This is a genomic window from Mesorhizobium sp. M0563 (genome assembly GCF_040321065.1).
In the GTDB taxonomy this organism is placed as follows: Bacteria; Pseudomonadota; Alphaproteobacteria; order Rhizobiales; family Rhizobiaceae; genus Mesorhizobium.
Map to the genome: position 1 here is coordinate 1 of NZ_JAMYQV010000030.1, position 14,663 is coordinate 14,663.

14 protein-coding genes are annotated in these 14,663 nt (G+C 62.0%); 4 read left to right on the forward strand and 10 right to left on the reverse strand.

Features of this window, described 5'->3' with window-relative positions:
• Positions 1 to 670 (reverse strand): aminotransferase class I/II-fold pyridoxal phosphate-dependent enzyme (locus NKI50_RS27750; RefSeq protein ID WP_352718266.1); only part of this gene is annotated, 670 nt, incomplete at its 3' end.
• 264 nt (positions 671 to 934) lie between these two features.
• On the opposite strand from NKI50_RS27750, the gene NKI50_RS27755 reads away from it, so the two are divergent.
• Positions 935 to 3,007: a putative bifunctional diguanylate cyclase/phosphodiesterase gene (locus NKI50_RS27755; RefSeq protein WP_352640011.1), complete on the forward strand. Its 2,073-nt coding sequence runs from the start codon at positions 935 to 937 to the stop codon at positions 3,005 to 3,007.
• A gap of 60 nt (positions 3,008 to 3,067) precedes the next feature.
• Here the strand turns inward: NKI50_RS27755 and NKI50_RS27760 are convergent, their stop codons facing one another.
• The gene (locus NKI50_RS27760) at positions 3,068 to 3,256 is read right to left on the reverse strand and encodes a type II toxin-antitoxin system Phd/YefM family antitoxin (RefSeq protein WP_352640010.1); all 189 of its coding nucleotides are present in this window, start codon (positions 3,254 to 3,256) and stop codon (positions 3,068 to 3,070) included.
• 22 nt (positions 3,257 to 3,278) lie between these two features.
• Complete coding sequence (locus NKI50_RS27765; RefSeq protein WP_352640009.1) at positions 3,279 to 3,707, reverse strand: MarR family winged helix-turn-helix transcriptional regulator; 429 nt, start codon at positions 3,705 to 3,707, stop codon at positions 3,279 to 3,281.
• 117 nt (positions 3,708 to 3,824) lie between these two features.
• On the opposite strand from NKI50_RS27765, the gene NKI50_RS27770 reads away from it, so the two are divergent.
• Entirely contained in the window at positions 3,825 to 4,232 is a 408-nt protein-coding gene (locus NKI50_RS27770; protein WP_023717183.1) for a hypothetical protein, read from the forward strand.
• A gap of 141 nt (positions 4,233 to 4,373) precedes the next feature.
• Here NKI50_RS27770 and NKI50_RS27775 read toward each other — a convergent pair whose 3' ends face one another.
• A complete protein-coding gene (locus tag NKI50_RS27775) occupies positions 4,374 to 6,419 on the reverse strand; it encodes an oxidoreductase (protein ID WP_352640007.1) in 2,046 nt (681 codons plus the stop codon).
• A gap of 114 nt (positions 6,420 to 6,533) precedes the next feature.
• On the opposite strand from NKI50_RS27775, the gene queF reads away from it, so the two are divergent.
• A complete protein-coding gene (queF, locus tag NKI50_RS27780; protein ID WP_023717181.1) occupies positions 6,534 to 6,995 on the forward strand; it encodes a preQ(1) synthase in 462 nt (153 codons plus the stop codon).
• A 29-nt stretch (positions 6,996 to 7,024) separates the two neighbouring features.
• Here queF and NKI50_RS27785 read toward each other — a convergent pair whose 3' ends face one another.
• The 5 genes from NKI50_RS27785 to NKI50_RS27805 all read right to left on the reverse strand — a co-directional run bounded on the left by NKI50_RS27785 (position 7,025) and on the right by NKI50_RS27805 (position 12,606).
• Positions 7,025 to 8,209, reverse strand: a complete 1,185-nt coding sequence (locus NKI50_RS27785; protein WP_023717180.1) for a mandelate racemase/muconate lactonizing enzyme family protein — start codon at positions 8,207 to 8,209, stop codon at positions 7,025 to 7,027.
• Positions 8,210 to 8,220: 11 nt separating this feature from the next.
• Positions 8,221 to 8,775 (reverse strand): hypothetical protein, encoded by a 555-nt coding sequence (locus NKI50_RS27790; RefSeq protein WP_051409602.1) that lies wholly within the window; start codon positions 8,773 to 8,775, stop codon positions 8,221 to 8,223.
• A 4-nt stretch (positions 8,776 to 8,779) separates the two neighbouring features.
• On the reverse strand, positions 8,780 to 9,259 hold the full coding sequence (locus tag NKI50_RS27795; protein WP_023717178.1) for a DUF3828 domain-containing protein: 480 nt from the start codon (positions 9,257 to 9,259) through the stop codon (positions 8,780 to 8,782).
• A gap of 105 nt (positions 9,260 to 9,364) precedes the next feature.
• A complete protein-coding gene (locus NKI50_RS27800) occupies positions 9,365 to 11,014 on the reverse strand; it encodes an ABC transporter substrate-binding protein (protein WP_023717177.1) in 1,650 nt (549 codons plus the stop codon).
• 41 nt (positions 11,015 to 11,055) lie between these two features.
• Positions 11,056 to 12,606 carry a trimethylamine methyltransferase family protein gene (locus NKI50_RS27805; protein WP_023717176.1) on the reverse strand — a complete coding sequence of 517 codons (1,551 nt, stop codon included), beginning with the start codon at positions 12,604 to 12,606 and terminating at the stop codon, positions 11,056 to 11,058.
• 91 nt (positions 12,607 to 12,697) lie between these two features.
• On the opposite strand from NKI50_RS27805, the gene NKI50_RS27810 reads away from it, so the two are divergent.
• Positions 12,698 to 13,600, forward strand: a complete 903-nt coding sequence (locus NKI50_RS27810; RefSeq protein WP_023717175.1) for a LysR substrate-binding domain-containing protein — start codon at positions 12,698 to 12,700, stop codon at positions 13,598 to 13,600.
• A 20-nt stretch (positions 13,601 to 13,620) separates the two neighbouring features.
• Here NKI50_RS27810 and NKI50_RS27815 read toward each other — a convergent pair whose 3' ends face one another.
• Positions 13,621 to 14,607 (reverse strand): zinc-dependent alcohol dehydrogenase family protein, encoded by a 987-nt coding sequence (locus tag NKI50_RS27815; RefSeq protein WP_352640004.1) that lies wholly within the window; start codon positions 14,605 to 14,607, stop codon positions 13,621 to 13,623.
• Positions 14,608 to 14,663 lie beyond the last annotated feature (56 nt).

A 14,663-nucleotide genomic window follows, 5' to 3' on the forward strand; every position in this document is an offset into this window, starting at 1 on the left:
CGGCCGAGCCACGGCCATTCCTGCCGACGAAACCAACTGCATGGCTGTCGTCGACCATCACCATCGCATCGTATTTGTCGGCGAGGTCGCAGACGCCCTTCAGATTGGCGTTGGTGCCATCCATCGAGAACACGCCGTCGGTGGCGATCAGCCGGAACCGGCAGTCGCTCGCGTCTTTCAACCGCGCCTCCAGATCGGCCATGTCGTTGTTGGCGTAGCGGAAGCGCTTTGCCTTCGACAGCCGCACGCCGTCGATGATCGAGGCGTGGTTCAGCGCATCGGAGATGACCGCATCCTCCTCGCCGAGCAGCGTCTCGAACAGGCCGCCATTAGCGTCGAAGCAGGAGCCGTAGAGGATAGTGTCCTCCATGCCGAGGAAATCAGAAATGGTCGCCTCGAGCTGCTTGTGTTCTTCCTGCGTGCCGCAGATGAAGCGCACCGACGCCATGCCGTAGCCGTAACGGTCGAGCGCCTGCTTGGCTGCTTCCCGCAGTTCGGCGCTGTCGGCGAGGCCGAGATAATTATTGGCGCAGAAATTCAGCACCTTCTCGCCGCCCACCTCGATCTCGGCCGATTGGGTCGAGGTTATCACCCGCTCGGATTTGTAGAGACCTGCCGATTTCAGTCCTTCAAGCTCGCTGTCGATGTGGGAAAGGAATGCTTCGGTCATGATCAGGCCCTGTTGAGATCGATGAGGACTGTCGCGCCGCGCGGACGAAAAATCCATCGCAAAAGCGACCGCTTCGGTGGCGGCAATGGCACGGCAGAGGCCACGATGTTCAAATGCAGAGGCGCCGCGAAAGATTGCAATAGCCACTTTGCGGGTTTCCCGCCACGGTCGTCGCCGCCGGCCTGTTGCCATCCCAAAGCTGTTAACACTTTGAAGCCAAAGGTTGTCGCACAAGAATTCGTTGGCGAGAGGCCGCCTCAGAAAATGTCACACCAGCCGGTGCACGCCGTTTCGGGCAGGCTCATACTCCTGATCAAATCCGGCTACTGGCTGGCTCTGCTGATCATAGCCGCCATGGTCGTGGCCTCCTTCATCCTGCTGCAGCAGGTGATGGCGACCCAACGGCACAATCAGGCGCTGCTCGATATCGTCAGCACACAAAAAGCCCTGTCGCAGCGCATCGTCTTCCTTGCCGGCGCCACAGGCAGCGCCCCGCGCGATCAAGAGCGCGCCCTGGTTACCGCGCTCAAACAAGCGACGGTGGAGTTCGAGAAGAATTACGATCTGCTGCTCGAACGAACCGCCGCGGATCCGGTGTCGCCGGCAAGGTTCGATCCGAAATCGATCGAGAGCGTGCTTTTCGCCAAGCCGTACCATCTCGACTATTTCTCGGTCGGGCTTATCGCCAATGGCGAGCGCCTGATCTCTTCGTTCGAATCGCGGCTCAGCACGATCGGCAGCGGCGGTTACAAGGGCGGAGAGGAGCGCGTCAACCTGGACGCTTCCGTAGCCAACGCAACATTGTCGGGCTACGCAGCACTCGGCCAGCGCATCAGCGCCTACGCGGACCAGCGCTCCGAAAGGCTCCTCGATCTTCACCGCACATTGTTCTACTCGACCATCGGCGTCATCCTGCTGGTGGCACTTGTCATTTTCCGGCCGATGTCGAATGCCATCTTGCGCCGGACGCGCGAGTTGATCGATGCGCGCAATTCCATGGCCTTTATTGCCGTGCATGACGGGCTGACCGGCCTGCACAACCGTACCTTCCTGACCGACCATTTCGATACGTTCATCAGTGGTGCGCAGCGAAGGCGTGAGCGGGTCGCCGTGGTGCAGTTCGACCTCGACCGGTTCAAGCAGATCAACGACACGCTCGGCCACACCGCTGGCGATTATGTGCTGGTTGTGGCCGCGCAGCGTATGCGCGATTCCTGCCGGACGTCGGATCTCAACGTGCGTCTCGGAGGCGATGAATTCGTTGTGGTCCTCAACGACGCCGGCAGCACCGCGGATATCGATATCGTCGCCAGGCGCATGCTGGCCAAACTCAATGAGCCGGTCATATTCCGAGGCACGACGATCCATCCGGGCGTAAGTGCCGGGATTGCGGTCTACCCGATTGATGCCGACAATGCGCAGGACCTGCTCGTCCATGCCGATCTGGCGCTGTATTCAGCCAAGAAGCAGGGCGGCGGCAGTTTGTCGTTCTTCTCCGATGAGCTGAGGCGCGAACTCGATAATCGCAAGCAGCTCGAGCTCGACATCAGGACCGCCATCTCTGAGAAGGCGTTCGAAGTCTATTTCCAGCCGCAGGTATCGCTGTCGGATGGCGCTATCAGTGGCATCGAGGCTTTGGTTCGCTGGAGGCATGCCGAGCGCGGCATGATCGCGCCGGGCGAGTTCATTCCGATCGCAGAAAAATGTGGCTTGATGCCCGAGATCGGCCGCATCGTTATTGCCAAGGCGATCGACGAAGCAGCCGAATGGAACCGCGCAGGCATCGCCTTCGGACGGATCGCCGTTAATGTATCCGGTTCGGAGCTGCGCGAGACAGATTTCGAGGTCTTCCTGTTCGGGACGCTGGAGAGGGCTGGCCTGCCCGCGCACAAACTATCGCTGGAGATCGTCGAATCCGTCATTCTCGACGACGAGAAGACCGGTATCGCGGCAAAGCTGCGGCACATCCGTGCCGCCGGCATCCATCTTGAGCTCGATGATTTCGGTACCGGCTACGCATCGCTCAGCCATGTCAATCCAAACGAGATCGACCGGCTGAAGATCGATCGCCGTTTCGTCCAGAACATCAACGAGAACAGCGGCAACACCAAGATCGTGCGTGCCCTCACCGAGCTCGCCCGCGGTCTCGGCATCTCGATCGTCGCCGAGGGCGCCGAAACCGAAGCCGAGCTCGATTCGCTGATGGCGATCGGCTGCGACCAGGTGCAAGGCTATTCCATCGCGTTCCCGATGCCACCGGACAGCGTGCGCGAATGGCTGGTGGCCCGAGCGCCCAAGAAGGCCAGGCTGACGGTGCTGCAGGGCAGCCGGGCGTAGATCCGTCATGGTTCGGCCTTGCAAACCGACCTGATGAGCCGAGGCGGTAGGTCATCCTCATCACCGGGAAATGCTGCCAGGCAATTGTCCAAAGCTGGGCACACGCGCCAGTTTTTCGTAGTTCTGAAATGACAAAATGACCGCCTGCTTGCTGCCGCGGCGCGTGATGACCGCCGGTTCTCCCGCGACGACCTGATCGAGCAGCGCCGAGAGTATAGTCCTGGCATCCTTCAGCGAAATTTCGCGCATGGCGTTTCCTAGCCTAAATTTCTTAGCTCTCGACATTGGCCCGCAGCGCAGCCAGCACCTGTGCAAACTCCGCCAGCCTGTCGTCGGATAATCCCTTCCGCAGCCGCTTGTCGAAGGCTAACGCGGCGGTGCGCAATTTCAGGAACAGCGCTTCTCCGGCTTGGGTCAGCTCCACCTGGTGAACCCGGCGATTTTCGGGATCGCGGCGCCGTATCAGCAGGCCTTGCGTCTCCATGGCGTTGAGATGATGGGTCAGTGTTGCGCCCCGAATACCGATCATGCCGGCGAGCTCGCGTTGGTTGGCCAGCTCCCGCGACTTGACCGACAGCAAAGTCACCCAGACCGGCAGCGTGCCCCCCGCCTCGACCAGGGCAGCGTCGAAAGCCTGCGCGACCAGCTTGGCGGTGCGGGCGAGATTCATCCCGATCGGCGGGCGGTCAAAGGGCGTCATGATCCGACACTAGAACAAGGGCAAAGCCTATGGAACCGGCTCGAGCTTATGCGTTGACATCTAATCATTTGATATCTATCCATATGGTTAGCGGTGGGCAAGAGAGGAAATGCGGTCATGCAATATGTCTACATCATCGTCCTCGGCCTTCACGTCATGGCGGGTGTGTTCTGGGCCGGCACCACCATCGCGGTTGCCCGCGAACCGGAGATCCGGGCGGAACGTTTCTTCCGGCCGCAAATGGGCGCGGCCGGCGTGGTTTTCCTCACGGGTTTGCTGCTCTGGTATTTCTTCCACAACGGCTCCTTCGGCTCGATGGAGAAGGTCCTGGCGCTGGGCATCTTGACTGCCTTGATTGCCGCCGGGGTCCAGGGCGCACTGGTGGGTTCCGCCAGCAGGCAGTTGGCCGGCGCTGATGCGGCGACGCAAACCCAGTTGCGCGCGAAGATGACAAAAGGCGAACGCATCGCCGGCGGGCTGCTGGTCATCACCGTGTTCTGCATGGCTACCGCCAGGATGTTTTGAGCGGCCTGCCGCAATCGCAAGATCGTACGGTGTCCGGCCGCAAGCCGGCGGCGTGCGCGGCGCGCAGAACGAGCCGAAGTACCGTGGTGGCTCTCCGTACGGAGGTTCGGCTGCGCGCCACCAATCAATCCAAAATATTCCTCAGATTCGCAAGCCGAACCTGATGCCGTCATAGATGGCGGCGTGGATGTTGCGCGAGGCTACTGCATCGCCGATGCGGAAGAGCACGAAACCGGCGTGAGGATTGCGCACGGGAAAGATGTCGCCGCCATTGACCAGCTTTTCGTAGTCGATCGCGCCGGCGTTCTTCGACAGCGGCTTCAGCGCCAGATAGAGATCGTCGAGCGGCAGCGTGCCGTGCTCGACCACCACCTGGTCGACGCGGCGCTCTCCGCGCCAGCCATCAGCGAAGTCGGAGGCGAGCTCGGCGATCAGCTGGTTGCCCTCGCGCCGCACCGAACGCAGCCGTGTGTTGATGGTCACCGTGACACCCTTTTCCTGGAAGGCGCGCATGTAAGGCACATGGTTCATGCCGCCCATTTCCGGCGCGAAGAAGCGCTCTGGTGAAACCAGCTCCAGCCTGGCGCCGCTGTTGGCGATCAGTTCGGCAGCACCCATGCCCTGATGGCCGCCATTGTCGTCATAGAGCAGCACGTTCTCGGCCGGCTTGACGCTGCCGGCCATGATGTCCCAGCTCGAGGTGACGAGATCGTCGCCCGCAGTCAGAGGCGGGTTCTGCGGCAGGCCGCCGGTGGCGATCACCACCACGTCCGGCGACAGCGCCAGCACGTCGTCCTTCTCCGCCCAGGTGTCGTAGCGGATCTCGACGCCGAGCCGGTCCAGCTCGGCCAACCGCCAGTCGATGATGCCGATCAATTCCTTGCGGCGCGGGTTCTGCGTTGCCAGCCGCACTTGGCCGCCGGCCTGGCTCGATGCTTCCAGCACCGTTACCTGGTGCCCGCGCTCGGCGGCGACCCGCGCTGCCTCCAGCCCGCCGGCGCCGGCGCCGACCACGACCACCTTTCGCTTCGGTCCCTCGGTTTTCGGGATGATATGCGGGATATCAGCCTCGCGGCCCGTTGCCGCATTGTGGATGCACAGCGCCTCACCGCCCTCATAGATGCGGTCGAGGCAGTAGGTTGCACCGACGCAAGGACGTATCTCGTGCTCGCGGCCCTCCATCACTTTTTTGACGATGTGCGGGTCGGCGATATGGGCGCGCGTCATGCCGACCATGTCGAGCTTGCCGGTGGCGATGGCGTAACGCGCGGTGGCGACGTCGGAAATCCGCGCAGCATGGAAGGTCGGGAATTTCGTCGCCGCCCTCACCTCGCCGGCGAAGTCGAGATGCGGCGACGACCGCATGCCGGTCACCGGAATGACTTTTGTCAGCGCGGCATCAGTCTCGATCGAGCCACGGATGATGTTGAGGAAATCGACCTTGCCGGAGCCGGCCAGCCGCCTGGCGATTTCGACGCCTTCCTGTTTCGACAGGCCTTTCTCGAAATCCTCGTCGGCGACCATGCGGATGCCGACGACGAACTTTTCGCCGACCGCGGCACGCACCGCATCGAGCACCATTCCGGTGAAGCGCAGCCGGTTGTCGAGCGAGCCGCCGAAATCGTCGTCGCGCTGGTTGGTGGCCGGCGACCAGAAGCCGTCCATCAGGTGGCCGTAGGCCTCGAATTCGATGCCGTCGAGGCCGGCAGCCTGGCAGCGCTGGGCGGCCGCCGCGTAGTCGGCGACGATGCGCTCGATATCCCAGTCCTCGATAATCTTGGGAAAGGCGCGATGCGCCGGTTCGCGCACCGGCGAAGCCGACAGCACCGGCAGCCAGTCGGCCTTGTTCCAGCCGGTGCGGCGGCCGAGATGGGTGATCTGGATCATCACCTTGCAGTCATGCTCGTGGCAGGCATCGGTAAGCTCGGCGAGCCACGGCACGATGCGGTCGTCATAGACATGCAGATTGCCGAAGGCGGCCGGGCTGTCGCGCGAGACGATCGCCGAGCCGGCGGTCATGGTCAGCGCCATGCCGCCCTTGGCCTTTTCGGCATGGTAGAGCCGGTACCGCTCCTTTGGCATGCCGTCCTCAGAATAGGCCGGCTCATGGCTGGTCGACATCACCCGGTTCTTCAGCGTCAGATGCTTGAGCTGATAGGGCTGGAGGAGCGGGTCGTTGTTAGTCATCGTCTTCCTGCTGTTTCAAATTGTGCTAATGAGCGGCAAATTTTTGTTTTTACGCATGTCGCTATCCCAAAATCGCTGCGCAGTTTTGGGCGACATGCAGCAAGGAACCTGCTCATGACCGATACGAAAAACCTCACCCAGCTCGGCACCAACGTCGAGGCGCCACAGAGCCCTGAAGCGGCAGTCCTGGAAACCGTGCCATTTTCGCGCGGCGACGGCCCGCCGGCCATCGTTCGCTTCACCTGCCCGGAATTCACTTCGCTCTGCCCGGTCACCGGCCAGCCGGACTTCGCCCATATCGTCGTCGACTACGCACCCGATGCGCTGCTGGTGGAATCGAAGTCGCTCAAGCTGTTCATGACCTCGTTTCGCAACCATGGCGCGTTCCACGAAGAATGCACCGTCATGATCGGCCGCCGCATCATCGCCGCGACCAAGCCATTGTGGTTGCGCATCGGCGGCTACTGGTATCCGCGCGGCGGCATTCCGATCGACGTGTTCTGGCAGACGGGCGCCCCGCCGGAAGGTGTGTGGCTGCCCGACACCGGCGTCGCCCCCTATCGCGGGCGCGGGTGAGCCTGAGTTTCTGAGGAAAATACGTTGCATCAGTTGAGCGGGAGCCGCCGGTAGCGGCCGGGATTGTTCGGGTCGCTGAAATGGCCCATCGGCCCGTGTTCGGCGAAGTGGCCCGCCCAGCGTTTCATCGCAGCCGGATCGAGTTCGACGCCCAGCCCGTCACCCTCCGGCACGCGCACCGTATTGCCCGTCTGGCGGAAAGGACCGTCCTTGATGACATCGCCGATCTGCCAGCGAAACAGCGACTGCGATGCTTCGGTGATCCACGGTGTCGCCGCCACGACGTGCAGATAAGCCGATGTCATGATGCCGAGATCGTTCGAATAGCACCAGAACCCCTTGCCCATCGCCTCACAGGCGGCGATGAATTTCAGAGTTTTCGACAATCCGCCGAGTGCTGCGAAATTGCAGACGAAGTAATCCGGCGCACCGAGCGCGACTGCCCGTCTGAGATCCGGGATGTGCGTGGAGAACGGAATGCGCGAATGCTGGCGCAGCGCTGCCATCTCCTCGAAGGTCGCGACCGGATCCTCGTAATTGCGGATGTTGAACGGCTCGATCTCGCGCAGTACCCAGCGCGCTGTGGTCAGCGACCACTGCATGTTGGAATCGAGTTTGATCTGCGCCTTATCGCCAAGCGCCTCGCGCAGCATGCGCACTGTCCTGATCTCGAGCTCGGGATCGCCCATGATCAGCTTGCCCTCGAAGATCGTCGAGCCGTGCTGTTCTCGCATGCCGAGACAATAGTCGACGATCGCTTCGGCGGTCATCTCGCCGCCGGCTCCGCCTTGAGCGGGGCGAAAGGCGAAATATTCCGAAAACGGAATGTCCTTGCGCACCGCGCCGCCGAGCAGCTTATAGAGCGGCATGCCGAAGACCTTGCCTCTTATATCCCAGAGCGCCAGTTCGATGGCGCCGAACGCCACCGTGGCTGCGTTCTCGCCGGTGTTGGCGGTGATCTGCCAGGGCGGCACACAGCGCGCCTCGCAGTCGGCGATGTCGAGCGGATCGGCGCCAATCAGCGCCGGCGCGATCTCGGCCTTGATCACCTCGCCGAAATGCCACCATGGCGCCTCGCCCAGTCCGACCACGCCTTCGTCCGTCTCGACCTCGATGATCGATTTCGAGGCGCCGCCGTAGAGACCAGCCGTCCACCAGAACGGAGCATCGAGCGGGACGTTGACGTGGGTGACGCGGATGTTGCTGATCTTCATCGGTTCCGTTCTCACTCACACTGGTATTGGCTGAGCGCCCATTCGCCTGTCACCGAGAGCAGGTCCGATATCTTCCAGTCGCCGTCGACCTTTTTGAGCTTCCATTCCAGCCGGTGCGGATTGCCGGAGGCGACGAAAGCGACAACGACCTTGGCCTGGTCGCCCTTGACCGCTTCGATGGTCTTCAGGCTCTTGTCGATCTCCGCCTCGTCGTATTCGGCATTGTCGAGCGCCATGTTGGGATCGAGGCACTCGCCCTGCCCCGACTTCCGCAGCGCGTCGCTCTTGTCCAGCACCGACTTTGCCGGATCGGTGAAATGGCCCCGCTGAGCCGGATCGACCTCGAGCCTGGCATGCTCGTAGAACGGCTTCACCACCGCCGTCGGCGAGCCCGGCTGCACGGGTGCGGCCGGTGCGTTTTCTGCCGGCGACTCTGCCGGCGGAGGTGCCGCGTTGTCGGCCGGCGCGTCTGCGGGCGGCGCGCCCAACAGGCCCTGAGCGGCGGCGCTGCTCAATCCGGCCAGCAGGCACGCAGTCGCCAGAACCCAGGGACGGCAGCGGAGCACGGCATCACTCCGGGGTCTGCCCGGCCAGACATTCGAGCGCACTCAGCGTCCAGCCGCTGGTCTTCGAGGTGATGTCGGCGACCTTCCACTGGCCATCGATCTTCCTGAGTGACCAGACCATTTCGCGTTTGGAATCATCGCCTTCCGGGAAAAGGCTGAACGTCGCCGTCACCTCGGCGCTGTCGCCATCCAGCGTTTCGGCCAGCGTCAGCGTCTTGGCCACGGTCTTCTCGTCATAGTCCTGCGCATCGAGACCAGGGGCGAAGTCGATGCAGGGAACTTCATCCGGATGGTTCTTTGCCGCGTTGTCGTTCAGTTCGAACAGTTTCGTCACCGGCGCGGTGAAGCGGTCGCGATATTGCGCATCGGCCTCGAATTTGACCGACGGGACATAGAAGAACTTCACGGCGTTGGCAGCAGGGCCGGCAAACGCGGCCGCCGGCAAGGCCATCGAAAGCGCGGCAACAAAAAGTGGCAGTTTCATGCGTGTCCCCGATTGTTCACTGACGGAAGCTATCAGTACCACGCATCTTGCCTGTCGGCTTTCTTGCGGTCCATGAAATCCTGCAACGCGTCCTCTGCTGGCAACTCAGGCGTTCAGCCAGACGTTCTGGAGATCCATCTCGAAGGTTTGGTGGACAGCGTAGTTCTTCACCTTCTCGTTCATGTGGCTGAACAGCTTCTGCCAAAACGGCTGAATGATGACGCCCGAATCCTGGAGGATCTGCTCGATGTCCTTCATGACCTCGCGGCGCTTTTCCACGTCGATGAGCGAGAGAGCCTGCTTGAGCTTGGCGTCGAAATCAGGATTCGAGTAGCCGGTTTCATTCCAGGCCTCGCCGGTGCGATAGCCCAGCGCCAACACCTGGACGCCAAGCGGGCGCATGTACCAAATGGTCATGGAATAAGGATATTTGGTCCAGTCGTTCCAGAAAGTCGAACCCGGCAGCACGGTGCGCTTCACCTTGATCCCGGCGTCGCGCAACTGGCCGGCAATAGCGTCGCCGGTATTCTTTTGCCAATCGTCCTCGACGGTGATCAGTTCATGCTCGAAGTCGGCCTGCTTGGCCTCGGCCATCAGCTTCTTGGCGCCCGCGGCGTCACGTGTCTTCTTGGGCAGCGCGAAGTATTCCGGATGAATCGGGCTGACGTGATGGTTTTCACCAACAGTCCCTCGCCCGGCATAGCCAAGTTCGAGCACCGCCTGGTTGTCGACGGCCATTTGCAGGGCGTTGCGGACGCGCTTGTCGTCGTAGGGCTTGTGCGTGACGTTGGTCCGGGCAACGAGCGTGGTCGCTGTCGCGACCTCCGATTTTACCAGCCCCATCTTGTCGAGGATGTCTATGAAGTCGGCGGGCGTCTCGAAGTTGAGATCGATTTCGCCGGAGTCGAATGCATTTATCGACGCGTTGAAATCGGTTCCGTAGTCGATGAATTCGACGCCGTCGAGAAGCGCTTCACCGCCCCACCATTTGCCAGTCTCCCGACGCTTGACGACCGCTTTCTGGCCGACCGAATAGGACACCAGTTCGAACGGCCCGGTGCCGATCGGCTTCTCGATCGGATTGGCGCCGTCGGCGTCGAAGTTGCGATGGACCACGAGCGCTGGATAATCGGTGAAGTTCGGGATCAGCGAGATGTCCGGTTCGTTCAGCTTCAGCTTGACCGTGTTGTCGTCGACCTTGGTGATCGCGCCATCCCTGGCCTTGCCGGTTTTTGCGTCGATCAGCGCACCGACGCGCGCGGCCATGGAATTGCCGGCGGCAGCCTTTTCGCACCAGCGCGTCAGATTGTAGGCCACATCATCGGCGCCGAAAGCATCACCATTGGTCCAGGTGATGCCCTTGCGCACATGCAGCACATATTCGGTGGCGTCGTCATTGACCTCCCAGCTTTCGAGCAAAACCGGCTCGAATGTGAACTGGCGGGTGTAGCGGACAAGCGGCTCCAGCCAGCAGCGTGAAATGTTCGCAAGTTCCACCCAGTCGTAGGTGCGCGGGTCCTTTTGTGCCTTCACCGACATCGAAACATGCAGCGTTCCGCCTTTCTTCGGCTCTTCAGCCAAAGCCTGTTCCGGCACAGCAAGACCGATCATGCCGTAAGCAAGAGCTGTCGATGCGCCGAAAGCGCTTGCCAGAGCCAGAAACTCGCGCCGATCCACATGACCTGCACGCGCTTCGCTGGCCATCGCTTCGATGGCGCTCGGCACGCGATCACCATTGCTTCTGAAGAGTGTCATTTTTTCCTCCGTTATGGTTCCCATCGGGTCTTCGCCCGTTATCAACTAACGCTGTCCGGTAGTTTCTCCTCGCGCCGCGCAATCAAATCTTTGAGACCATCGGCGATGCCCTCATCGAGCTTCGGCTCCTCATAATCGGCGAGCATGTTGCGCGCTTTCTCGCGGCCGCGGGTGTCGTGGTCCTTTGCTCCTTCCGCCTTCCACTGTTCGAACGAATTGAAGTCCATGATGCTCGGTATGAAGAAGGCGGACTCGAAATGCTGGAGCGTGTGTTGGGTGCCGAGGAAATGGCCCTGCGGTCCGACCTCGCGGATAGCCGCCATAGCCTCCTTGAAATCGTCGAATGGCAGCCCGCCAGCATATTTGTACCAGCCGACAAGCTGCTCGCAGTCGGTGGCAAATTTCGAATAGCCGCAGGTCAGGCCGGCCTCGAGCCAACCGGCGGAGTGCCAGATGTAGTTGGCGCCGGCAAGGATGGCGGCATGCATCAGCATGTTCGCCTCGTAGCCCGCCTGGGCGTCGTTCAGCTTCGAACCGACATGGAAACCGGACGTGCGCCACGGCAGCCGATACTTCCGCGCCAGCGCGCCCATGAGATACATCATCTGGGCCGCCTCCGGCGTGCCGCCCATGGGAGCGCCGGTCTTCATGTCGACCGTCACCATGAACTGTCCGTAGATCTGCGGCGAACCCGGACGCAAGAGCTGTGTGAACGCGACGCCCGCCAGCGCTTCGGCATTGACCTGCGCGACCGCACCGACTGCAGAGGCCGAAGTCGAGGCGCCGCAAAGGGCGAAGGGCGCGAGGATCAGCGGCTGGTTGTGGCGCGCATAGACTTTCATCGCGTCCAGCATGGTGGCATCCCAGACCAGCGGCGAATTGCAGTTGGTGATCGCCACCAGGACCGGGTTGTCGCGGACATAGTCCTCGCCGAACACGATGCCTGCCATCGCCATCGTGTCTTCGGCTCGATCTTTGGAGGTCACGATGCCCATGAACGGCTTGTCGGAGTGCTTCAGCGCTGAATGGATGATGTGGAGGTGACGCTTCGGCACCGCGATTTCCATCGGCTCGCAGATGATCGAGCTCGACGAATGCAGCGCCGGCGCCATGTAGGCGAGCTTGTGGAAATTGTTGAGGTCGGCGAGTGTGCCGTAGCGCCTGTTGTTGTCGAGGTCGCGCACATAAGGCGCCCCGTACATCGGCACGAAGATGGAGTTGTTGCCACCCACACGTACGGAACGCTGGGGATTCCTCGCATTGAGCGTGAACTCCGACGGGACCTTCGAGACGAGGTCCATCAGCAGGGCGCGGTCGATCCGGACCCTTGTCTCGGAGACATCGGCGCCCGCCGCCTTCCACATTGCGATAGCCTCGTCGTCGCGGAACTCGCATCCCACCTCTTCGAGGATGCTGAGCGACTCCTGGTGGATGAGCTCCACCGCCTCGTCCGGGACCATCTGATACACCGGAATCTTGCGAACCAGGGTCGGAAATGACGCTACGGGAGCTCCCCGCAGCGCCTTGCGCCCCAGGCGGCCACCCGCGCGACGATTGGTATGTTCGCTCACTTCAACGGCCGGTGCGTTCATGGAGGCTCCATCTTCCTGTCTCGATCAATCTAGCCAGACAAAATGCAGCTGTGACGCTGGAAAATCCTGATCTCTTGTATAAGCTCAGCTTATGCGAAGCTTGCGCCATCTGCTGCCCTCGGCCGGCAGCCTGATCGTTTTCGAGGCCGCCGGCCGGCTGTCGAGCTTTACCGCCGCCGGGCGGGAGCTCGGCATGACGCAGGCTGCCGTCTCCTATGCGATCCGTGGGCTCGAGGAGCAGCTCGGCGCCAAACTCTTCCAGCGCCGCCACCGGCAAGTCAGCCTTACCGAGGCCGGCGATCGCTTTCACGCCGACGTCTCGCTCGGCCTGTCGCACATCCGCAAGTCGGCGGAAGATCTGCGCCAGATCGCCGTCGGCGCTCACGTGACGCTCGCCGCCTCGACCGCATTCGCCTCGTTCTGGATGATGCCGCGCCTGCAGCAGTTTCGCGACGAACTGCCGGGCATCGACCTGCGCATCCAGACCGCGGACCGCGATCTCGACATCATCGCCGAAGACATTCCGCTCGGCGTCCGCGGCGGCGAGCCCAAGGAATGGCCGGATTATCATTCGCTGCCGCTGGCCGATGAAGTGATATTCCCCGTCGCCGGCGTTAGTTATGTGGCCCGGTTCGGGCTGCCGGCGAACGTGAAGGACCTTCCATCGCATCGTCTCATTCATCTCGAAGAGCCGTTTCGCGAGGCCGCCAGCTGGGACGAATGGTTCGCCTCGGCCGGTGTCGACATCGCCGATGCCGGGCGTGGCTTGCGCATCAACGACTATGCGCTGGTGATCCAGGCAGTCATGGAAGGGCAAGGCATCGCGCTCGGCTGGGGTCATCTCGCCGAGCGGCTGCTGGCATCAGGGCTGCTGGTGCGCGTGACCGGCCACACAATGACGACCGGCAAGGGCTTTCATGTCATCTGGTCGAGGAACCGCGAGCTCAGCGACAACGCCCGCAAGGTGCGGGACTGGCTGGCGGCGCAAGCGTGAGGCTATCCCACAATGCCCGGTCAAACCGTCACGACGATCTTGCCGAATTGTTCGTTCGACTCGAGATAACGATGCGCCTCGACGATCTGATCAAACGGAAAGGTTCTAGCGATTGCGGGCTTCAGCGAACCCGATTTCAGTCCATCAAGGATGAATGTCTTGGCGGCCTGTAGCCGGGCCGGATCGCGCACGATCTCGTGGACGAGATAGCCGCGCAGCGTCAGCGTCTTGCCTAGCACTGCAGGTAACGGAAAAGGTGTCGGGTCGGGGCTCAAGCCGCCATATTCGATGAGAATGCCACCCAGTGCCATCGCTGCCGTCAGAGGCTCGAAGATCGGCCCGCCGACCGCGTCGAACACCACGCGCACGCCGTCCGGGCCGGCGATTTCCTTCAACCTAGCTTCCAGATCCACCTCTGCCGAGGCGATGACGTGGGCCGCGCCGAACTCAAGCAGAGTCCGCTTCTTGGCGGACGTCCGTGTGACGGCGATCGGGGTCGCGCCAACCAGGTTGGCAATCTGGATCGCCGCCAGTCCGACGCTGCTCGATGCCGCAGTGATGACGACAAAGTCCTTCCTGCCGAGTTTGGCAATGTCGATCAGCGCACCGTAGGCGGTGAGATATTGCATCCACGCAGCGGCGGCCTCTTCCCAGCTCAGCGATGGTGGATGCTTGACGACGAGCTCGGCGGGATATGTGGCAATCTCACCATAGGCAGGCCAGCGGGCCATCGACACTGGCGGCACGATGCTGACGGCATCGCCCGGCGCAAACCCATCCACGCCTTCGCCGACCGTTTCGACGAGGCCAGCGGCCTCAAGCCCAAGACCGGAAGGCAACGGCGCGGTTTGGATATATCTGCCTGAACGCAGCAACGCCTCGGCCCGGTTCAGACCCAACGCCTTGACACGGATCTGGATCTCGCCTCGTCCCGGCGCAGGCATGTCGACATTCTCGATGCGCAGAACCTCGGGACCACCCAGCTCAAAACGAACGACACGCGCCATCGGTCACAACTCCAAAATATTTGCACTGAATGTGCTATGCCAGCGGCAATCAGGCG

Excerpts from the sequence above, each read along its gene's own strand:
- NKI50_RS27755 (WP_352640011.1), top strand. The coding sequence starts at position 935 with ATGTCACACCAGCCGGTGCACGCCGTTTCGGGCAGGCTCATACTCCTG.
- NKI50_RS27760 (WP_352640010.1), bottom strand. The coding sequence starts at position 3,256 with ATGCGCGAAATTTCGCTGAAGGATGCCAGGACTATACTCTCGGCGCTG.
- NKI50_RS27765 (WP_352640009.1), bottom strand. The coding sequence starts at position 3,707 with ATGACGCCCTTTGACCGCCCGCCGATCGGGATGAATCTCGCCCGCACC.
- NKI50_RS27770 (WP_023717183.1), top strand. The coding sequence starts at position 3,825 with ATGCAATATGTCTACATCATCGTCCTCGGCCTTCACGTCATGGCGGGT.
- NKI50_RS27775 (WP_352640007.1), bottom strand. The coding sequence starts at position 6,419 with ATGACTAACAACGACCCGCTCCTCCAGCCCTATCAGCTCAAGCATCTG.
- queF (WP_023717181.1), top strand. The coding sequence starts at position 6,534 with ATGACCGATACGAAAAACCTCACCCAGCTCGGCACCAACGTCGAGGCG.
- NKI50_RS27785 (WP_023717180.1), bottom strand. The coding sequence starts at position 8,209 with ATGAAGATCAGCAACATCCGCGTCACCCACGTCAACGTCCCGCTCGAT.
- NKI50_RS27795 (WP_023717178.1), bottom strand. The coding sequence starts at position 9,259 with ATGAAACTGCCACTTTTTGTTGCCGCGCTTTCGATGGCCTTGCCGGCG.
- NKI50_RS27800 (WP_023717177.1), bottom strand. The coding sequence starts at position 11,014 with ATGACACTCTTCAGAAGCAATGGTGATCGCGTGCCGAGCGCCATCGAA.
- NKI50_RS27805 (WP_023717176.1), bottom strand. The coding sequence starts at position 12,606 with ATGAACGCACCGGCCGTTGAAGTGAGCGAACATACCAATCGTCGCGCG.
- NKI50_RS27810 (WP_023717175.1), top strand. The coding sequence starts at position 12,698 with ATGCGAAGCTTGCGCCATCTGCTGCCCTCGGCCGGCAGCCTGATCGTT.
- NKI50_RS27815 (WP_352640004.1), bottom strand. The coding sequence starts at position 14,607 with ATGGCGCGTGTCGTTCGTTTTGAGCTGGGTGGTCCCGAGGTTCTGCGC.